Source organism: Cyanobacterium sp. Dongsha4 (assembly GCF_036345015.1).
In the GTDB taxonomy this organism is placed as follows: Bacteria; Cyanobacteriota; Cyanobacteriia; order Cyanobacteriales; family Cyanobacteriaceae; genus PCC-10605.
Genome location: NZ_CP084098.1, coordinates 2,907,856 through 2,923,477, shown reverse-complemented (window position 1 = coordinate 2,923,477; position 15,622 = coordinate 2,907,856). Strand labels below are relative to the sequence as shown.

The following is a 15,622-nucleotide window of genomic DNA, read 5'->3' as shown; positions in this document are numbered from 1 at the left end:
TTTATTACTCATCAAGGCGGAGTAATTTACGATAAAATTTCTGAGAGAAGTCTGTTTGCCGAGATTGTTTGAAATTTTTGATGAGCAGGATTAGATACTTAATAAATTCTGAGTTAGACAAGTTTACTTCGTAGCTCAACTCGGCACTTCCTTCAAACTGAATTCTGCATCTGGTTATTTCATAAGGAAGGCGAGAAACATACCAAATAGCTACAAAGGGGATACTCTGTTGTCCTTCAATGATTCTTTCTCCTTCTAAGTATCCTTGTTGATATAGACTCAAAGCATAGGGCAAGATTTCTTGTTGCTCTTTATTGTAAAAAGGCAGATACATTTTTGTATCATCTTTATTAGCAGGTTGCAATTTTTCAATATTGGACATTTGATCTTATCTTTACCACATACTATTTAAGTCTGATCTATAACCAATCATACCCTTACTTTGACACTCTATTACATTTTTGTTTGTTTCGATTACGTTTTCTGATTTTTGAAAATTAATTTCCAACTAGACACAACTATCTATGAAAATAAATTATGACTTAATCATTATCGGTTTAAATGAATCTGCTATTAGTGCGGCAGAATATGCTTTGAATTTAGGTGCAAGAGTTGCAATAATTTACAATTCAAATTTTAGTTTTTTATCAAAAAATATAATATTAGATTTAAACATTGATAGATTAAGATTAATTGATAATATCTTGAGTCAAGAAGTAAAGAAAATAAATTGTAAAATAGAAAATTTAAAATTGGCGGGATTGGATATTTTTAGTAAAGAATCAGTTTCTTCTTTTTCTCAGACAAACAGAAAAATTAAAGTATCAATGGGAAAATATACTTTTAGTTCTCCAGTGGCTATCATAACAGATATATTGAGTCAAAATTTAGAATTTACTTATAGCTTAAAGACCAATAAAGTCAATATTTATGAAAATTTTTCAGATTTAAAGAATATACTAAATAGTGCGATCGCATCTGTAACAATTAAGGGAAGTAACTTAGAGGCCATCTATTTAGCACAACAATTAACTTCACTTAATAAATCAATAATTTTACCTATTAAAAATAAACAATTATTACCTACAGAAGATAAAGATATATCTTGGAAATTGCAATTAATTTTGGAAGCTAAGGGAATAAAAATATGTAACGCTAATGCGGATAAATTAGAAACGAATCAAAATATTAGTAATGAAAACAATTTCATTATTAATACAGAAAAAAATATAAGTTATGACGACTATCAAGATTTAGGTAATGATTTAGGCTTAAAATGGCAAGGATACAATATTCTAGCTAACGAGAGACTGCAAACTCATAATTCAAAAATTTATGCCTGTGGAGAAATATTAGGGGGCTATACTTTGGATAATTTGAACCAATATGAAGCAAAAATAGCAGTTGATAATAGTTTATTTTTTCCTCTTAAAAAGGTTGACTATGAAAATATTAGTTATAGTTTAAACACCAATCCTAGAATTCATCGCATTGGTTACACAGAAAAACAAGCATTACAGCTATATCATAATAATTTTTATATTATTAAACTTGATGTTAATTTTAACTATCATCACTATAGTAGTTTCATTAAATTAATCATTAGTAATGATAATTTGATTTTGGGGTTTCATGGATTAGGAAAAAATTTAGAGGAGCTTTTTATAGTAATTAAAAATATTAAACAAAATAGGTACAGTATAAATTATTTATTTAAAGAAAATTTTAATAATATATATACTTACAAAATTGCCAATCAAATAAAAGAAAAGTTTTTAGAAAAAGAAAAGAAACAAAATAATATTATAATGGGTATTCGTGAAACTTTTTTGTTATATAAACGTAGTTAAATTAATTATGATTAGCGAACAAGAGAATAGAGGTTATTTTATTGTTTTTGAAGGTATTGATGGCTCTGGTAGTTCTACTCAAGCAGATTTGTTACATCAATATTTTCTTTCTCAAAATCAAAAATCTGTTTTAAGTCCTGAGCCTTCTAATGGAAAAATAGGTAAACTTTTAAGAGAATTTTTAGCTAGTCCACCATCATTTTTAAGCGATGATTTATTTGAGCAACAAATGGCTTATTTATTTACTGCAGATCGTCATTTTCATCTATATAATAACATCGATGGAGTTAAAAAATTGGTTGAACAAAATATTAATGTTATTACGACTAGATATTATTTTTCATCTCTTGCTTATAATGGAAAAACTGAATCTGACTTCGATTTTGTTGCTAATCTAAATCAAAATTTTCCGCCTCCAGATTTATTAATTTATCTTGATATTCCTGTAGATGTCGCTTTAAGTAGAATTGGAAATCGTCCTTTTAAAGAGGTATATGAAAACAAACAAAAATTAACTTTAGTTAGACAAAATTTTGAAAAAATCATTAATGAATATAAATATTCTTATTTAAAAATTGATGCTTGTCAAACGCAAACCGAAATCCATCAACAAATTATTGATTTTTTAAACAGTGATAGGTATAAATGACTATTGAAAAGGATAGGGTTTTATCAAAAATAAGCTATCTTGATAGGTGAAAAACTTAAACTTTCAAACGAAGAGAAAAAGAAAATCTCTTTACTTATTAAGACTGTGTAAAAAGCAATCAAAAATCTGATATATTCATGGTGGTGATGATATAGTCAGTAAAGTGTTTGTCTGTCTATAAAAAATTGCACATTTTTAAGAATAAAGTTTGACAACCAAATATATAAGGAGAAACAATGGTACTAAACAAACTATTTGGTAAGAAAAAAGATAATTACTTTTTTGAAGCCGAAAATAAAAACACTAATGAGACTGAAACTCAAGTAGAGGGTAATCAAACAGAAACTACCGTCTCTGAAGGTGATGCTGAGACAAATGCAACTCCTGCTGTTTCTGCATCACAGAAAGATGTAGCGTATGAAGTGCCTGATTGGGTGAAAGCTATCAAAAATTATTCCAGTCAAGATACAAGTAATAATGCTCAATCTCAAGGGGAAAATTACGCTGGAAAATATGTTACTAATAATGTCCCTTTTTCCCGTCGTCGCCCAGGCCCTAGTCTCAAACCTTTTAAGGGTATGGCTTCTAAAATTGGCAAATAATTAAATAATTAAATTAATTTTAAAAGTGGGGGCTGATGCCCCTTTGCAATTTGTGTCGGGAGTTTTTATGATTAATTATCAACTATTTACTAATTGCCTTTTGCTTAACTTTGCCTAAACACTTTTTCAGCAAAACCGAATTAGTGATTGCTTATTTCACAAATGTTGTTAGCTTTTTTTTCATATTTATGACTATCTCTTCATCTTTACCCAAATTAACTGATTTGTCTTTTCTTCCTTATCTTGATGATACGGGCAAAATTTCTTCAGAATTGGAGGGCAAAATTGGTATTTATGCTATTTTTGATCAAAACAAAAATTTAAGATATATAGGTTATTCTCGCAATTTATTTTTGAGCTTAAAGCAACATTTAGTAAGGCAATCTGATAATTGTTCTTGGTTAAAATTATATAGCTTCGATCGCCCCAATCGAACAATTTTAGAAGAAATTAAACAAAATTGGTTAGCAGAAAATCAAGATATACCAGAGGGTAATGGGGAAAAAGAGCATTTATGGATACAACCTATTGACGCAAAACTAACAATGACAATGGATGAAACACGGGAATATCAAAGGTTAGATGAAATTAGTAAGGTAAAGTTTCTCAAAAAAATAGCCCGTAAGTTAGAAGAAGATATTAAAGAAAAATTAAATTTGAAGGGGGTAACAATGGAAATTCGTTTCAATCCGAAGTTAAAGGAGGAAGGATTATTAGACTTAAAATAAATATCTTTTACCTTTACAATGAAAAAATATAAGTATTGAAAGGTCATCATTTATGTTTTATCGTCTTATAGTTACATTTACTTTTTCTCTTTTTCTTCTACTTTCTAGCTTTATCATTACCCCCCCAGCAGAAGCATTGGTGCAAATTAAAATTACTGATGTGTCTTACAAAGATTGCCCTCCGGGGGTTGGAGAAGGAAGTGTAACCAGTGGAGGTAGTGCTTTACCTGCGACTTGTTATCTCATTACGGGGAAAACAAACAATACTTCAGGAAAAACTCTTTATGATGCTGATGTTTTTGGCAGAGTGTATGATGCAAATAATGAACCTGCTCTACAAAATCGTACTCGTCTAGGGGCATTACCAGAAGTGCCTCCCGGAATTAGTAATTTTGAATTACGTATTAGTGTACCATCTAATCAACCAACTCCTCTTAAACTTAAGCAATTTAAAGCAACGGGATTTACCAGTAAGGTTTATCCCACATTTTAGGATTATGGAGATTTTAGGAAATATTTTTTGTGAAATTCTATTCTAAATCAAGTCTTTTTTGAGCTTCTTTTAAGGCATTTTCGGGAGTTTTTTCGCCTAATAAGACAGATTCGATCGCTCTTCCTAAGTTTTCTGATAGACTAGGATACTGGGCAATAATAGGGCGAGATTTAGCATATTTCATTTGCTCTAAAAAAACTTTAATCACTGGATTTGCTTGGACAAATTCTTGATATTCTGGACTGTTTTGAGCATTAATATTAATGGGTAAATAACCTGTTTTTAAAGCCCATTGTGTTTGGAATTTTTCACTTAAAATAAATTCTAAAAATTTTAAACTAGCTTCTTCTCTTTCTTGATTAGTTTTGAAAACAAATAAATTTTCTCCTCCCAAAACTGTGGCAGGTTGATTAATAATTGGTAGGGGAAAAACATCATAATCAATGCCAGTTTGATTCAATTGTGCCAAAGTCCAAGGGCCTGTTATTTGCATCGCCACTTTACCATTAATAAAACTATCTAACTCATAACCTCGATCTGGTGCTGATAAAATAGCTACTTTTTTAGTAACTAATTCTTGTGCTAATTGTAAAGTTTTTTCTGTACCTTCATTAATAATATTAGGACTATTATCGGCAATAATTTCACCATTGGCACTGAAGATAAAAGGCAACCAAACAAAAACAGTAAATTCTCCTTTTCCTACTGCTAATAATACTCCATTTTGTTCGTTAACTCCGTCATTATTACTATCAATAGTTAATTTTTCTGCTACTTGTTGAAACTCATCCCATGTTTTTGGAGTATTTGCTATACTTGCTTTTTCAAATAAACTAGGGCGGTAAAACATAGCCGTATTGTTAGTTGCAAAAGGTACAGACCAAATACTATCATTTAATTCCATAGTAGCTAACATAGCAGGATCAATTTCTTCTTTAATAGAGGAATTATTCCACCAATCTTGTAGGGGTTTTAAAGCCTGTAATTCTACTAATTTACCTGTTAATTGAGGCACATACCATAGTATATCAGGAGGTTGATTAGCTGCGATCGAAGCTATAATTTTTGGTAATTGCTCATCAGGTTGCCCAACATATAAAGCCTCTACCTGAATATCAGGATTACTGTTATTAAATTCAGCCAATAATTCATTAAAAATCTCTCTATTTTCAGGGGGATTAATGCCATGCCAGAAGGTTATTTTAGTAATGGTATTGTCAGAAATTTGTTGATTATTAATATTTTGACAACCAGTAACAAATAATAAATTAAAACAACATAATAAAATTAAGATTATTTTGGTAAATTTACTTATTTTAAAGCAATAAATATATAAATGATTCATAAAAACTCGTTTTTAATTATAAAATAGTGATTTGGGTTTAGGTAACGAAAAACAGAAATAAAAAACCATATAGCCTTAGATTTTGTCCCAACCTACTTTAAAAGTAAATAATACAACTCTCCTTCCCAATCTACCAAACCAGCTTTACTTTTTGCTATATCCCCTGTGCCAAAATATATATCAACTCTCCCCGCTCCTTTAATAGCACTTCCTGTATCTTGATCTAACACATAACGGGCAGTCATGGGAGTAATTAACTCGTTATTTTGATTAATCTGAGGGATGCGAGTGTAAATCAAAGCTAATCCCCCCGGAGGCATTAAACTTTTATCTGTAGCAATAGACCTTTCATCTATAACAGGTACATTCAAACTGCCTGTGGCTGGTTTGCCTTTGGTTTCGGTGAAGAAAATAAAGCGATTATTGCGAGGGAGATAAATTTCTAACTCATGGGGATTATTTTCTAGGTAAGCCATTAAGCGAGGTAAACTCATTTCTTCGGCGGGTATTTTGCCATCATTAATTAACTCTTTCCCTAGACTTGTATATGGGTAATCAGTGGCGCCATCATAACCAATAGTCATTATTGTACCATCTGTTAGTCGTAGTTGGGCAGACCCCTGTACTTGTACTAGATAGGCTTGGAGGCGATCGCGCAACCACACTAATTCAGAACCTTTAATAAGACTATTATTGCCTAAACCGTCTTTTCCCTCTAAATCTTTACGGGAAGGATGGGGAGTTTGCCAAGAATCAAAATTAGAAGGTTTACGATAGAGAGGATAACGAAAAACATCAGTTTTTTGGCGACTGGCAGGATAAAGAGGTTGAAAATAACCAGTAAAATCAACTCTACCTTGACTATCACTGCCTACGGATTTGTAAAAAACAAACTCCCTTTCTACCGATGCTTGTAATTGTTGGGGAGTTTTAGCACTTATTAACAATTGCCGAAAACGCTTTAAAGAAGCAATAACCCTTTCACGAGAAAACTCTTTGAGAGGATAATTTTCATACACTTCTTTTGCTTTGGCAGTTTCTAAATAGCTTAAACTATGATTTATACCCTGAATTAGTTTTTGTTTATCATCGGTAAATAATTTTTCATCGATTAAGTTTTGAGGTATATTATTAACCTGTATTAGAGGATAGCTAATAGAAGGAGATAGAGAATAAATAAAATTATAAATAAAAGTTAAAAGGAAGATTTTATATAGCTGTTTTTTTTTCATTTTTATAGTTTTTTATATCTAAATAGAGAATAATTATTGTAGTAAAATTTAAAATATTTAAGTATTAAAGCCAATATTTATTTACACTTATTATGGGTCTTATTTTTTAACATCTTATCAGTAAGAAAAATTTTGTTAATCTCTAATTATAGTCCGAGACTTAATTTTAATTAAGTTTTGTTCCCAAAAAGCACCAATTTACAAGAAATTTTATACATTGAACATATAGGTAAAGTCGGGAGGAAATCATGACTAAATCAAATTCCCGCAGAATTGGTTGTGGATGCTTTAGTTTACTATTATTTAGTATTGTTGGTATTGCAGGAGGCTATTACTATGGACGTAATTTTATCGGGCAAGAATTAACACCTAGCCGTAGTGCGATGATAACTCCTGCTTCTGCTTATGCTACTGGTTTTATTTCTACAAATCCTAAGCAGTGGGAAGAAATAACTCAATTTGGGACAAATTCTGCTCAAGAAATTCTAACTCAAAATCTGCAAGAATTGATAGATGAAAGTTTGACAGAAGAAACACAAACAATTGATGTAGAAAAAGATATTTTACCTTGGTTAGGAGGAGTTAGTGTGGCAGTTTTACCCTCCTCTCCTGCTGGATTAGATTCTAATGTTGCTTTAATTATGGGAGTTAGTAATAAATTTAAAGCTAATAGTTTTTTTCAAAAATATAAGAATAATTTACAAACAAACCCTGTAGAAACAAAATATAATGGCATTAATGTTTATGAAATTGATATAGAAAATAGTGAAAAAATTTGGGCTACTTTTTTTAATAATTATTTAGTAATAAGTGATCAACAAGAAGTAGTAAAAAAAATCATTGATACTCATAAAGGAGAAATATCTTTAGCTAATAATTATCCTCAAAATTTGGTCAATAATAATGCCGTCATTTCTATTTATTTTCCAGAGTACGATCGCATCTTATTAAAAGCATTGAAAGATAGTATATCAGAAGGAGAATTAGATGAGCAAGTAGAGAAACAACTAAATAAAATTAAGACTATATTTATGAATATGAGTATAGAAGATCATGGATTAAAATTTACAACTTTAGTAAAATTATCTGAACCTTTAGAAAATCAAAATAATCGTCAACCAGTGTCAGAAAATTTACTAAGAAAAATTCCAGAAAATAGTATTTTTATGATTAATGGAAATGGGATTAATCAACTATGGCAACAACTAGAAACCGAAAGAAAAAATATTCCAGAATTAAATGAATTAATAAGTGAAACAGAAATAGCAGTAAATCAATGGCTTAACTTGGATTTGGGTAATGATATTTTTAGCTGGTTAGATGGAGAATTTGCTTTTGCAGTGGCTGGAAATCCTGAAAAACCATTATTTGATAATAACTTTTATGGATTACTTCTCTTAGAAAGTAGTAATAAGAATCAAGGAGAAAATACTCTAAGTAAACTAGAAAATATGGCTCAATTTTTACCTTTTGCGTCCATTAATCGTACAGAAATAGAAGGAATTAATATCACGGAATGGAATAACTATCAAACAACTATTACTTCCTATGCTTGGTTAGATAATAATAATTTTTTACTTACCTTGGGAAAAACTTTTAACCCCAATGAAACTTTAAAGAAAAATAGCTCAATTCTTAATAGTAACAACTTTAAGATAACAACAGATTCCCTAGCAAAAAATAATTATGGTTATATCTATTTTGATTATCAAAAAGCTCTCGATGTTGCTCTTAATATTGATCCCAATTTTTATGAAGAATTTACCCCAGAAATGAGAGCATTATCTGATTCTATTAAAGCATTTGCCCTTACCAGCTCTGATATAGATGATACAACTAATAAAGTAGAATTAAATATTTCCTTGATCAAAAAAACTGAATTGAATTAGTAAGTAATGAATAATAATTTTAATCGGTATATATATTAGGTTAAAGATTGATAAATAAAAGTCTTTTAAAGGTGTTTAAATTTTTTACATAATTGCAGTTTTAATTGTATGATAACCATTATTTATTCCGAAGAATTTTTAAACCACAAAACAGGAAGACTCCACCCAGAATCACCTGATAGATTAATTAATATTTATCAAATATTAAAAGATAGTCAACAACTTAAAAATCAATTAAATTGGATACATCCAACTCCTGTGGAAAAGGGTTTAGCCCTCAGTTGGGTAGAAAAAATTCACGATTGGCATCACATTGAAAGGATAAAAGTTATCGCCAAAAGAGGAGGAGGAAAATTAGATCCAGATACGACCGTTTCTGCTAATAGTTATTATGTAGGGTTATTAGCTGTTAGTGCATGGTTAGATGGTATTGACCAAATAGTAACCCATCATCAACCTTGTTTTATCCTAGCACGTCCCCCCGGACATCATGCTACTGCTTCAGAAGGAATGGGTTTTTGTCTTTTCTCCAATGCTGCGATCGCGGCTAGTTATGCTATAAGTAGGGAAGGAATAAATAAAGTGGCAATTTTAGATTGGGACGTACATCATGGCAATGGTACACAAGCCATAGTAGAATCTAATCCTAATATAGCCTATTGCTCTTTACATCAATCCCCTTGCTATCCCGGCACTGGTATGGCGGAGGAAAAAGGTTTATATAATAATGTTTTAAATATCCCCGTCAAGGCAGGAAGTGGCATCGCAGAATATGAAGTTTATTTTCAAAAACAGGTAATTCCCTTCTTGAAAGAGTTTCAACCAGATATATTGATAGTAAGTGCAGGATATGATGCCAATTTTGACGATCCTTTAGCTAATATGTGTTTGTTTCCTCAAGACTATGGCAAATTGACGAAATATTGTTTAGAAGTCACCGATAACATCATATTCGGCTTGGAAGGAGGCTATCATTTACAGGCTTTAGCAAAATCAGTTGAGGAAACTATTTTTGCATTTTTGTCTTAGGTTATTACAAAAAATAAGTTGAGTGATTCAGGAGATGAGGTATTAGGGTGCAGTGAATTTATAATTCTTAATTTTTAGATTATGGCTATTGCAACAGTTAATCCAACCACGGAAGAAACCTTAAAAATTTTTACTCCTTTAACCGCAGAAGAAATCGAAACGAAATTACATCTAGCGGAAACAACTTTTCAACAATATCGGCTAACTTCTTTTGCCCATCGCCGAGAAAAACTCCTCAAAGCAGGAGAAATTTTGGAAAATAATGCCAGAAAATGGGCGGAAATAATTACTCTGGAAATGGGTAAGCCCATCAAACAAGCATTAGCAGAAATTAAAAAATGTGCTTTGGTTTGTCGTTACTATGCTGAAAATGCAGAATCTTTCTTACAACCAAAGGCGATCGCATCTGATGCTTCCTATAGTGCTATATACTATCAACCATTGGGGGTTATATTAGCCGTAATGCCTTGGAATTTTCCTTTTTGGCAAGTTTTGAGGTTCGTCGCTCCTGCCCTCATGGCGGGGAATGTGGGCTTATTAAAACACGCTTCTAATGTACCTCAATGTGCAAATGCGATCGCATCTATTTTTCTGGAGGCTGGTTTTCCTGAAGGGGTATTTCAATCATTATTAATAACCTCACATCAGGTAGAAGGAGTGTTAAGAGACAAGAGAGTAAAAGCCGTAACCCTTACAGGTAGTGAATTAGCAGGAAGGAAAGTTGCTTCTGTGGCGGGGGATGAGTTGAAAAAAAGTGTCTTGGAATTGGGGGGAAGTGATCCTTTTATCGTGACTAAATCTGCTAATATCGAAGAAGCGGTAAAAGTCGCTGTCACCGCCAGAATGCTTAATAATGGGCAATCCTGCATCGCCGCTAAACGTTTTATTCTCGAAGATGCGATCGCACCTAAGTTTACAGAATTGTTACGACAAGAGTATCAAAAACTAAAAATCGGGAATCCCTTTGATGAAACCGTTGATATAGGCCCCCTCGCCACTGCTAACATTTTAGAAGATATAGTGCAACAGGTTGATGAAACCATCGCTAAGGGTGCAAAAGTGTTAATCGGAGGAAAACCCCTAGAAGGAAAAGGCTATTTTTACCCTCCTACCATTTTGACCGATATTCCCGTTAATTCTCCCGGGATGAATGAGGAATTTTTCGCACCTGTAGCCTTAATTTTTACAGTGAAAAATATAGAAGATGCGATCATTTTAGCTAATAGTACCAATTTTGGATTAGGAGCGTCAATTTGGACAAATAATCAGACAGAAATAGATTTAGCCGTTAGAGACATAGAAGCAGGGTCAGTATTTATTAATGGTATGGTAAAATCAGACCCTCGTCTTCCTTTTGGTGGGATAAAACGCTCAGGTTATGGCAGAGAATTAAGTATAGAGGGAATGCTTGAATTTATGAATATAAAAACTGTTTGGCAAAAATAAAATTTACTAATTACTCTTTACTCTTTATTTTTCCAGTAAAAATAAGCAAAATAAATTATCGTCAAAATTTGCACAGGAATGATAACTATATATCCTCTCAAAAAAGGAGAAATATTCAACTGTGAAAAAAGGGAAAAATACCCCATGCCAATGATGAGGAAAATTACTTTTGTTGTTAATTTATTATTATTTAATATTTTCATGAAATTAAAACCAACCTTTCTTATTATCTAGGTAGGTTATACGAAATTCATCATCAGTTTTTGTTAAATAAATAATACCCTCTATAATAATACCCTCTATTAAACCAATAATACCCATAATCGGCGAACCAAAACCACAGGTAAGAATACTAACTAATAGCATGATTAAACCTTCGGTATTATAGCCTAACAAAAATTTATGAATCCCTAAAGCACCTAGAAGAATACCTAAAATTCCCGCAGTAACTTTTTTACTATTAACCTCTGAATTAGAATTAGTCATAATTTTCCTCTTTAGCTTTTAAAATCTACCTATATAATATTTCTCCTAAAGGAGAGTGTTGAAAATTGTTGATCAAATCACCATTTATTTGGAGATATAATAATCTAAACACATAATAAATTATAAAACTAACTAAAATCAAGTATTTAATCTTTATATCGTTAATAACAGTGGAGTATTTATTTCTTATTTTCTTTTTATAAAAAATTTCCAATAATAAATGCAAACTAAAAACTATTAAACTACTATAAATAACAGGCCCAAATAAATGATAAGAAAAAGATTCCCATACATTTCCCCTTGTTAAAGATAAAAAAGATCGAGTCAAACCGCAACTAGGGCAAGGAATACCAGTAAAAGCAAGAATGGGACAAGAAAAAGGAGATTTATAAGTGCTATAGCTGAAAAAATAGGAAGCAACTAAAGGAGAAGTTAATAATAAAAACTGAAAAAAACGAATTTTTATGTCTGAATTAGATAACTTAATCTTAGTTTGTCGAAACATTGTTATTTAGTTTTATCAATATAATTATTTAAAATAGAAAAGAGTAAAATTCTAACATAAATATAAATTATTTTTTAGGGAAGTAAATTCTAATAATTTAAGGTAACATTGCCTTCTGATAACTTTAATTATTAACTAGAAAGTTTTATTTTTGAACCTTCCTGAGTTTTATATACCTCAATTCTGGTTTGGAAGGCTTCTTTAAATTGATTAACGTGAGTTACTGTTAAAATACACGCAAATTCAGATGCGATCGCATTTAAAGCTCCAATGAGACGATTACAACCATCTGTATCTTGAGTACCAAATCCTTCATCGACAATTAATAATTGTAAACGAGTACCTGCTCTTTGGGCGAGAATACGGGATAAAGCAAGACGAATGGCAAAATTGATACGGAAGGCTTCCCCCCCCGAATAAGTCTCATAAGACCTCGTTCCTTGAGCATCAGAAATGATAATCTCTAAAGTATCTATATACTGAGATGATGATTTTTTACTGCGACTAGCTTTTGGTTTTTGGGTGAGAAATTGTACACTTAATTGACTACCCGTAAGACTATTTAAAATATGATTTGCCTCGTCTTGTAATTGGGGTAAAATATTTTCAATCATTAAAGACTGAATACCTTTTCTGCCAAAAGCAATAGTTAATTCCTGATAAATACGATATTTTTTCTGGATTTTTTGTAAACGATTTTCTAATTCTTTAACATCATTTTCTCTATCTTTTAAATTAGTTAAAGATTGTTCTAATCTTCCTTTGGCTGTTAGTAATCTATTGATATTTTCCTGACAATTATTTGCTTCTTGTTCTAGTTTCGCTAACTCCTGACTATAATCAGTTAATGATGATAATTGTTCTTGAAGACTATTTAATTCTTTTTCTCCTGTCTCTTTTTGTTGGTTATATTGGGTTAAATTAGTCTCAATTTGAGTTTGTCTTGTGCTTAACTGGGGATACTGTTTTTTAGCCTGTTGTAAATCTCCATAAAGTAGCTGATAGGGTTGCAATTGTTGCCCTTGTTCTCTAATATTTTGATGATAGGTGCGATCGTAATTTAAAGATTTTATGTCTTCCTCAATTTGGCGTAATTGTAATTGTAAAGGGGAATTTTCTCTGAGACTTTCTAAACTGTTTTCTAAAGATTTTATATTTGTTTGTAAATCTGGCTTTTGTTGAGCTAATTTTTTTAATTGATTTTGAGCATCTTTTATTCTACTTTGCTGAAATTCTACCCGACGTAAATTTGCCTCTTCTTTTCTTAATAAAGCATGGTTTTCTTGACTATAGTTTAAGTTATTAATTTGCTCGATAATTTCTCTTAATTTGCTTTGATTATCTTGAGCATAATTACCTGTATCTAATTTGTTTTGTAAATCTGCTTTTTCTTCTAATATTAATTCATATTGATTATAAGTATCATCAATAGAATCTAATTGATTTTCAAGTTTAGCATAATCTTGTTTAAGACTATCTTCTAAAGCTAGTTCTTGATTTAATTGAGCGTATTCTTTTCTTAAATTTTCTAATTCTCGTTTACAATTGATAATCTCTATTTCATAATAAGATGATTGGGAAACTATTTGTTGTTGTTCATTTTGAGTTTTATTAATCACATATTCTAAATGAGTATCATCTAATTCTCTCTCACATAAAGGGCAAACCGCATGATCTTGATTTAAAGTTTCTAACTTTTCATTGAGTTTTTTAATTTGATTTTCTAAGTTGCTTTGATTATCTAAATATCTTTGAATTAAAAGATTTCTTTGTTCTCCTTTTTCCTGTACTCTTTTTTGATAATTTCTGGTATTTTCTATTTCTTTTAACTTTGCTTCTAAGGTAAAAAATTCTTGTCGTATTTGAGGAACTTGATTCAATTTAGTTTGTATATTATTCTCTTCATTTTCTAACTGTTTTAATCTAGCTAATAACATCGCTTCTTCTCTATTTATTTCTGTTTCTAATGACTGTTTTTGTTGCAATAAAGTATTAGCTTGTACCTGAATTTCATCTAATTGACTTAGTTTTTGACGACAGATATTAAGTTTCTCTAAATCTGCCTCTAAGTTAGATGTTTTGTTAACTATTGCCTCTAATTCTCTTTCTTGATTAATTAAATTTTCTAACTTTGTCTTTTCCCTTTGAATCGCTAAAATTAAATCATTACTTTCTTTTTGCAAAGATTGTTCTAAAGTTTGTTTTTCTTCTAATAATTGTTGATATTGATTAAACTTAGTATTTAAAGCCTCATCTTTTTCCCTTAATTTTTGCCATTGTTCATAATTTCTATTAATATCCTCTTCTTGAGCTAAAATAACGGTAATTTTGTTAATTTCTTCTTCTAAATCTGCTTTTTCCTTTTGTAACCGTTGAATATTTTGAGCAGTGGTTTGAACTTGATTTCGTTGCCAATCACATCTTTCTTTTAAGCTACTTCTCTGATTATTTAGAAGCTGAATTTTCTGTAATTCTTCTTGATTAGTAGTCTGTTTTTTTTGGAAATATGCTAATTCTTTTTCTGTTTCATCAATAGCTATATGAAATGATTGCTTCTCTTCTAATTTTTCTCTATTTTCTTCTAAATTGCGACTAATTTCTTCAGCCTGAATTTTAAAATCTCTCGCTAATTCTTTCGCTTCATTAGCTAAATTTTCATATTGATCTAACTTTAATAAGTCTGCCAGTATTTTTCTTCTTTCGGCGGGACTTCTTAACATAAATTCATCTGCTCTACCCTGCCTTAAATAAGCAGAATTAGTAAAAGTATCATAGTCAATTTTTAAGCATTCTTTAATCTTATTTTCTGTATCTCTTAATCCTTTTCCACCAATGGATTTATACCCTTGCTCATTAATAACTTGAAAATCTAAAGTGCTTCCATTCTTTCTCTGTCTGGTGCGAATAATACGATAATGTTGTTCATCATAAATAAATTCAAAATCAACCCTTGTTTCTCTTTCCCCTAAATGGATTAAATCATCATCGGAAGCGGTGCGAGTTTTGCCCCAAACTACCCAAGTTATAGCTTCTAATAAAGATGATTTTCCTGCACCATTAGAACCACAAATACAGGCGGTATGTAAACCAGCAAAGTCTAATTCTGCATGACGATAGCTTAAGAAATTTTTGAGAATTAATTTACGAGGGATCATTAGGAATTTAGAATAGCATTGTAATCAATTATAAAAGAATTATCGTTATTAAGGGAAATTTTGATAAATTTTTTTCGGTCTAAAAATCTCACAAATCTCACTGTATTTTGAGAGGCTTAAATACCAATTCGATAATAATTGACCTGAGTTCGGGATAAATTTTAATCTATGAGTGATGGAGAAAAGGACAAAACCAGAGTTCGGAGTTAAGCC

At 30.8% G+C, this 15,622-nt stretch carries 14 protein-coding genes; 8 read left to right on the top strand and 6 right to left on the bottom strand.

Annotation, left to right across the window (positions count from 1 at the left end; translation table 11 throughout):
- Window positions 1-4 precede the first annotated feature (4 nt).
- Complete coding sequence (ebsA, locus tag Dongsha4_RS12585) at window positions 5-382, bottom strand: type IV pilus biogenesis protein EbsA (protein ID WP_330202718.1); 378 nt, start codon at window positions 380-382, stop codon at window positions 5-7.
- Between the two features lie 142 nt (window positions 383-524).
- On the opposite strand from ebsA, the gene Dongsha4_RS12580 reads away from it, so the two are divergent.
- From Dongsha4_RS12580 to Dongsha4_RS12560, 5 genes are all read left to right on the top strand, one after another.
- Entirely contained in the window at window positions 525-1,850 is a 1,326-nt protein-coding gene (locus tag Dongsha4_RS12580; RefSeq protein WP_330202717.1) for an FAD-dependent oxidoreductase, read from the top strand.
- A 7-nt stretch (window positions 1,851-1,857) separates the two neighbouring features.
- Window positions 1,858-2,499, top strand: coding sequence for a dTMP kinase (gene tmk / locus Dongsha4_RS12575; RefSeq protein WP_330202716.1), 642 nt, complete (start codon window positions 1,858-1,860; stop codon window positions 2,497-2,499).
- 236 nt (window positions 2,500-2,735) lie between these two features.
- Window positions 2,736-3,101: a hypothetical protein gene (locus tag Dongsha4_RS12570; RefSeq protein ID WP_330202715.1), complete on the top strand. Its 366-nt coding sequence runs from the start codon at window positions 2,736-2,738 to the stop codon at window positions 3,099-3,101.
- Between the two features lie 188 nt (window positions 3,102-3,289).
- The gene (locus tag Dongsha4_RS12565) at window positions 3,290-3,829 is read left to right on the top strand and encodes a GIY-YIG nuclease family protein (RefSeq protein WP_330202714.1); all 540 of its coding nucleotides are present in this window, start codon (window positions 3,290-3,292) and stop codon (window positions 3,827-3,829) included.
- Between the two features lie 52 nt (window positions 3,830-3,881).
- The gene (locus Dongsha4_RS12560) at window positions 3,882-4,322 is read left to right on the top strand and encodes a hypothetical protein (protein WP_330202713.1); all 441 of its coding nucleotides are present in this window, start codon (window positions 3,882-3,884) and stop codon (window positions 4,320-4,322) included.
- A 37-nt stretch (window positions 4,323-4,359) separates the two neighbouring features.
- Here Dongsha4_RS12560 and Dongsha4_RS12555 read toward each other — a convergent pair whose 3' ends face one another.
- Both Dongsha4_RS12555 and Dongsha4_RS12550 read right to left on the bottom strand, forming a co-directional pair.
- Complete coding sequence (locus Dongsha4_RS12555; protein WP_330202712.1) at window positions 4,360-5,667, bottom strand: ABC transporter substrate-binding protein; 1,308 nt, start codon at window positions 5,665-5,667, stop codon at window positions 4,360-4,362.
- A gap of 92 nt (window positions 5,668-5,759) precedes the next feature.
- Entirely contained in the window at window positions 5,760-6,899 is a 1,140-nt protein-coding gene (locus Dongsha4_RS12550; protein ID WP_330202711.1) for a murein transglycosylase A, read from the bottom strand.
- 248 nt (window positions 6,900-7,147) lie between these two features.
- Here Dongsha4_RS12550 and Dongsha4_RS12545 point away from each other — a divergent pair, with 248 nt between their 5' ends.
- The 3 genes from Dongsha4_RS12545 (at window position 7,148) to Dongsha4_RS12535 (ending at window position 11,263) form a co-directional block, all read left to right on the top strand.
- A complete protein-coding gene (locus Dongsha4_RS12545) occupies window positions 7,148-8,788 on the top strand; it encodes a DUF3352 domain-containing protein (RefSeq protein WP_330202710.1) in 1,641 nt (546 codons plus the stop codon).
- Window positions 8,789-8,896: 108 nt separating this feature from the next.
- Entirely contained in the window at window positions 8,897-9,817 is a 921-nt protein-coding gene (locus tag Dongsha4_RS12540) for a histone deacetylase (RefSeq protein ID WP_330202709.1), read from the top strand.
- 81 nt (window positions 9,818-9,898) lie between these two features.
- Window positions 9,899-11,263 (top strand): NAD-dependent succinate-semialdehyde dehydrogenase, encoded by a 1,365-nt coding sequence (locus Dongsha4_RS12535; protein WP_330202708.1) that lies wholly within the window; start codon window positions 9,899-9,901, stop codon window positions 11,261-11,263.
- Between the two features lie 207 nt (window positions 11,264-11,470).
- Here Dongsha4_RS12535 and Dongsha4_RS12530 read toward each other — a convergent pair whose 3' ends face one another.
- From Dongsha4_RS12530 to Dongsha4_RS12520, 3 genes are all read right to left on the bottom strand, one after another.
- A complete protein-coding gene (locus Dongsha4_RS12530) occupies window positions 11,471-11,749 on the bottom strand; it encodes a TM2 domain-containing protein (protein WP_330202707.1) in 279 nt (92 codons plus the stop codon).
- Between the two features lie 25 nt (window positions 11,750-11,774).
- Window positions 11,775-12,254 (bottom strand): DUF2752 domain-containing protein, encoded by a 480-nt coding sequence (locus Dongsha4_RS12525; RefSeq protein WP_330202706.1) that lies wholly within the window; start codon window positions 12,252-12,254, stop codon window positions 11,775-11,777.
- A gap of 131 nt (window positions 12,255-12,385) precedes the next feature.
- Window positions 12,386-15,409 (bottom strand): AAA family ATPase, encoded by a 3,024-nt coding sequence (locus Dongsha4_RS12520; RefSeq protein ID WP_330202705.1) that lies wholly within the window; start codon window positions 15,407-15,409, stop codon window positions 12,386-12,388.
- Window positions 15,410-15,622: the final 213 nt, after the last annotated feature.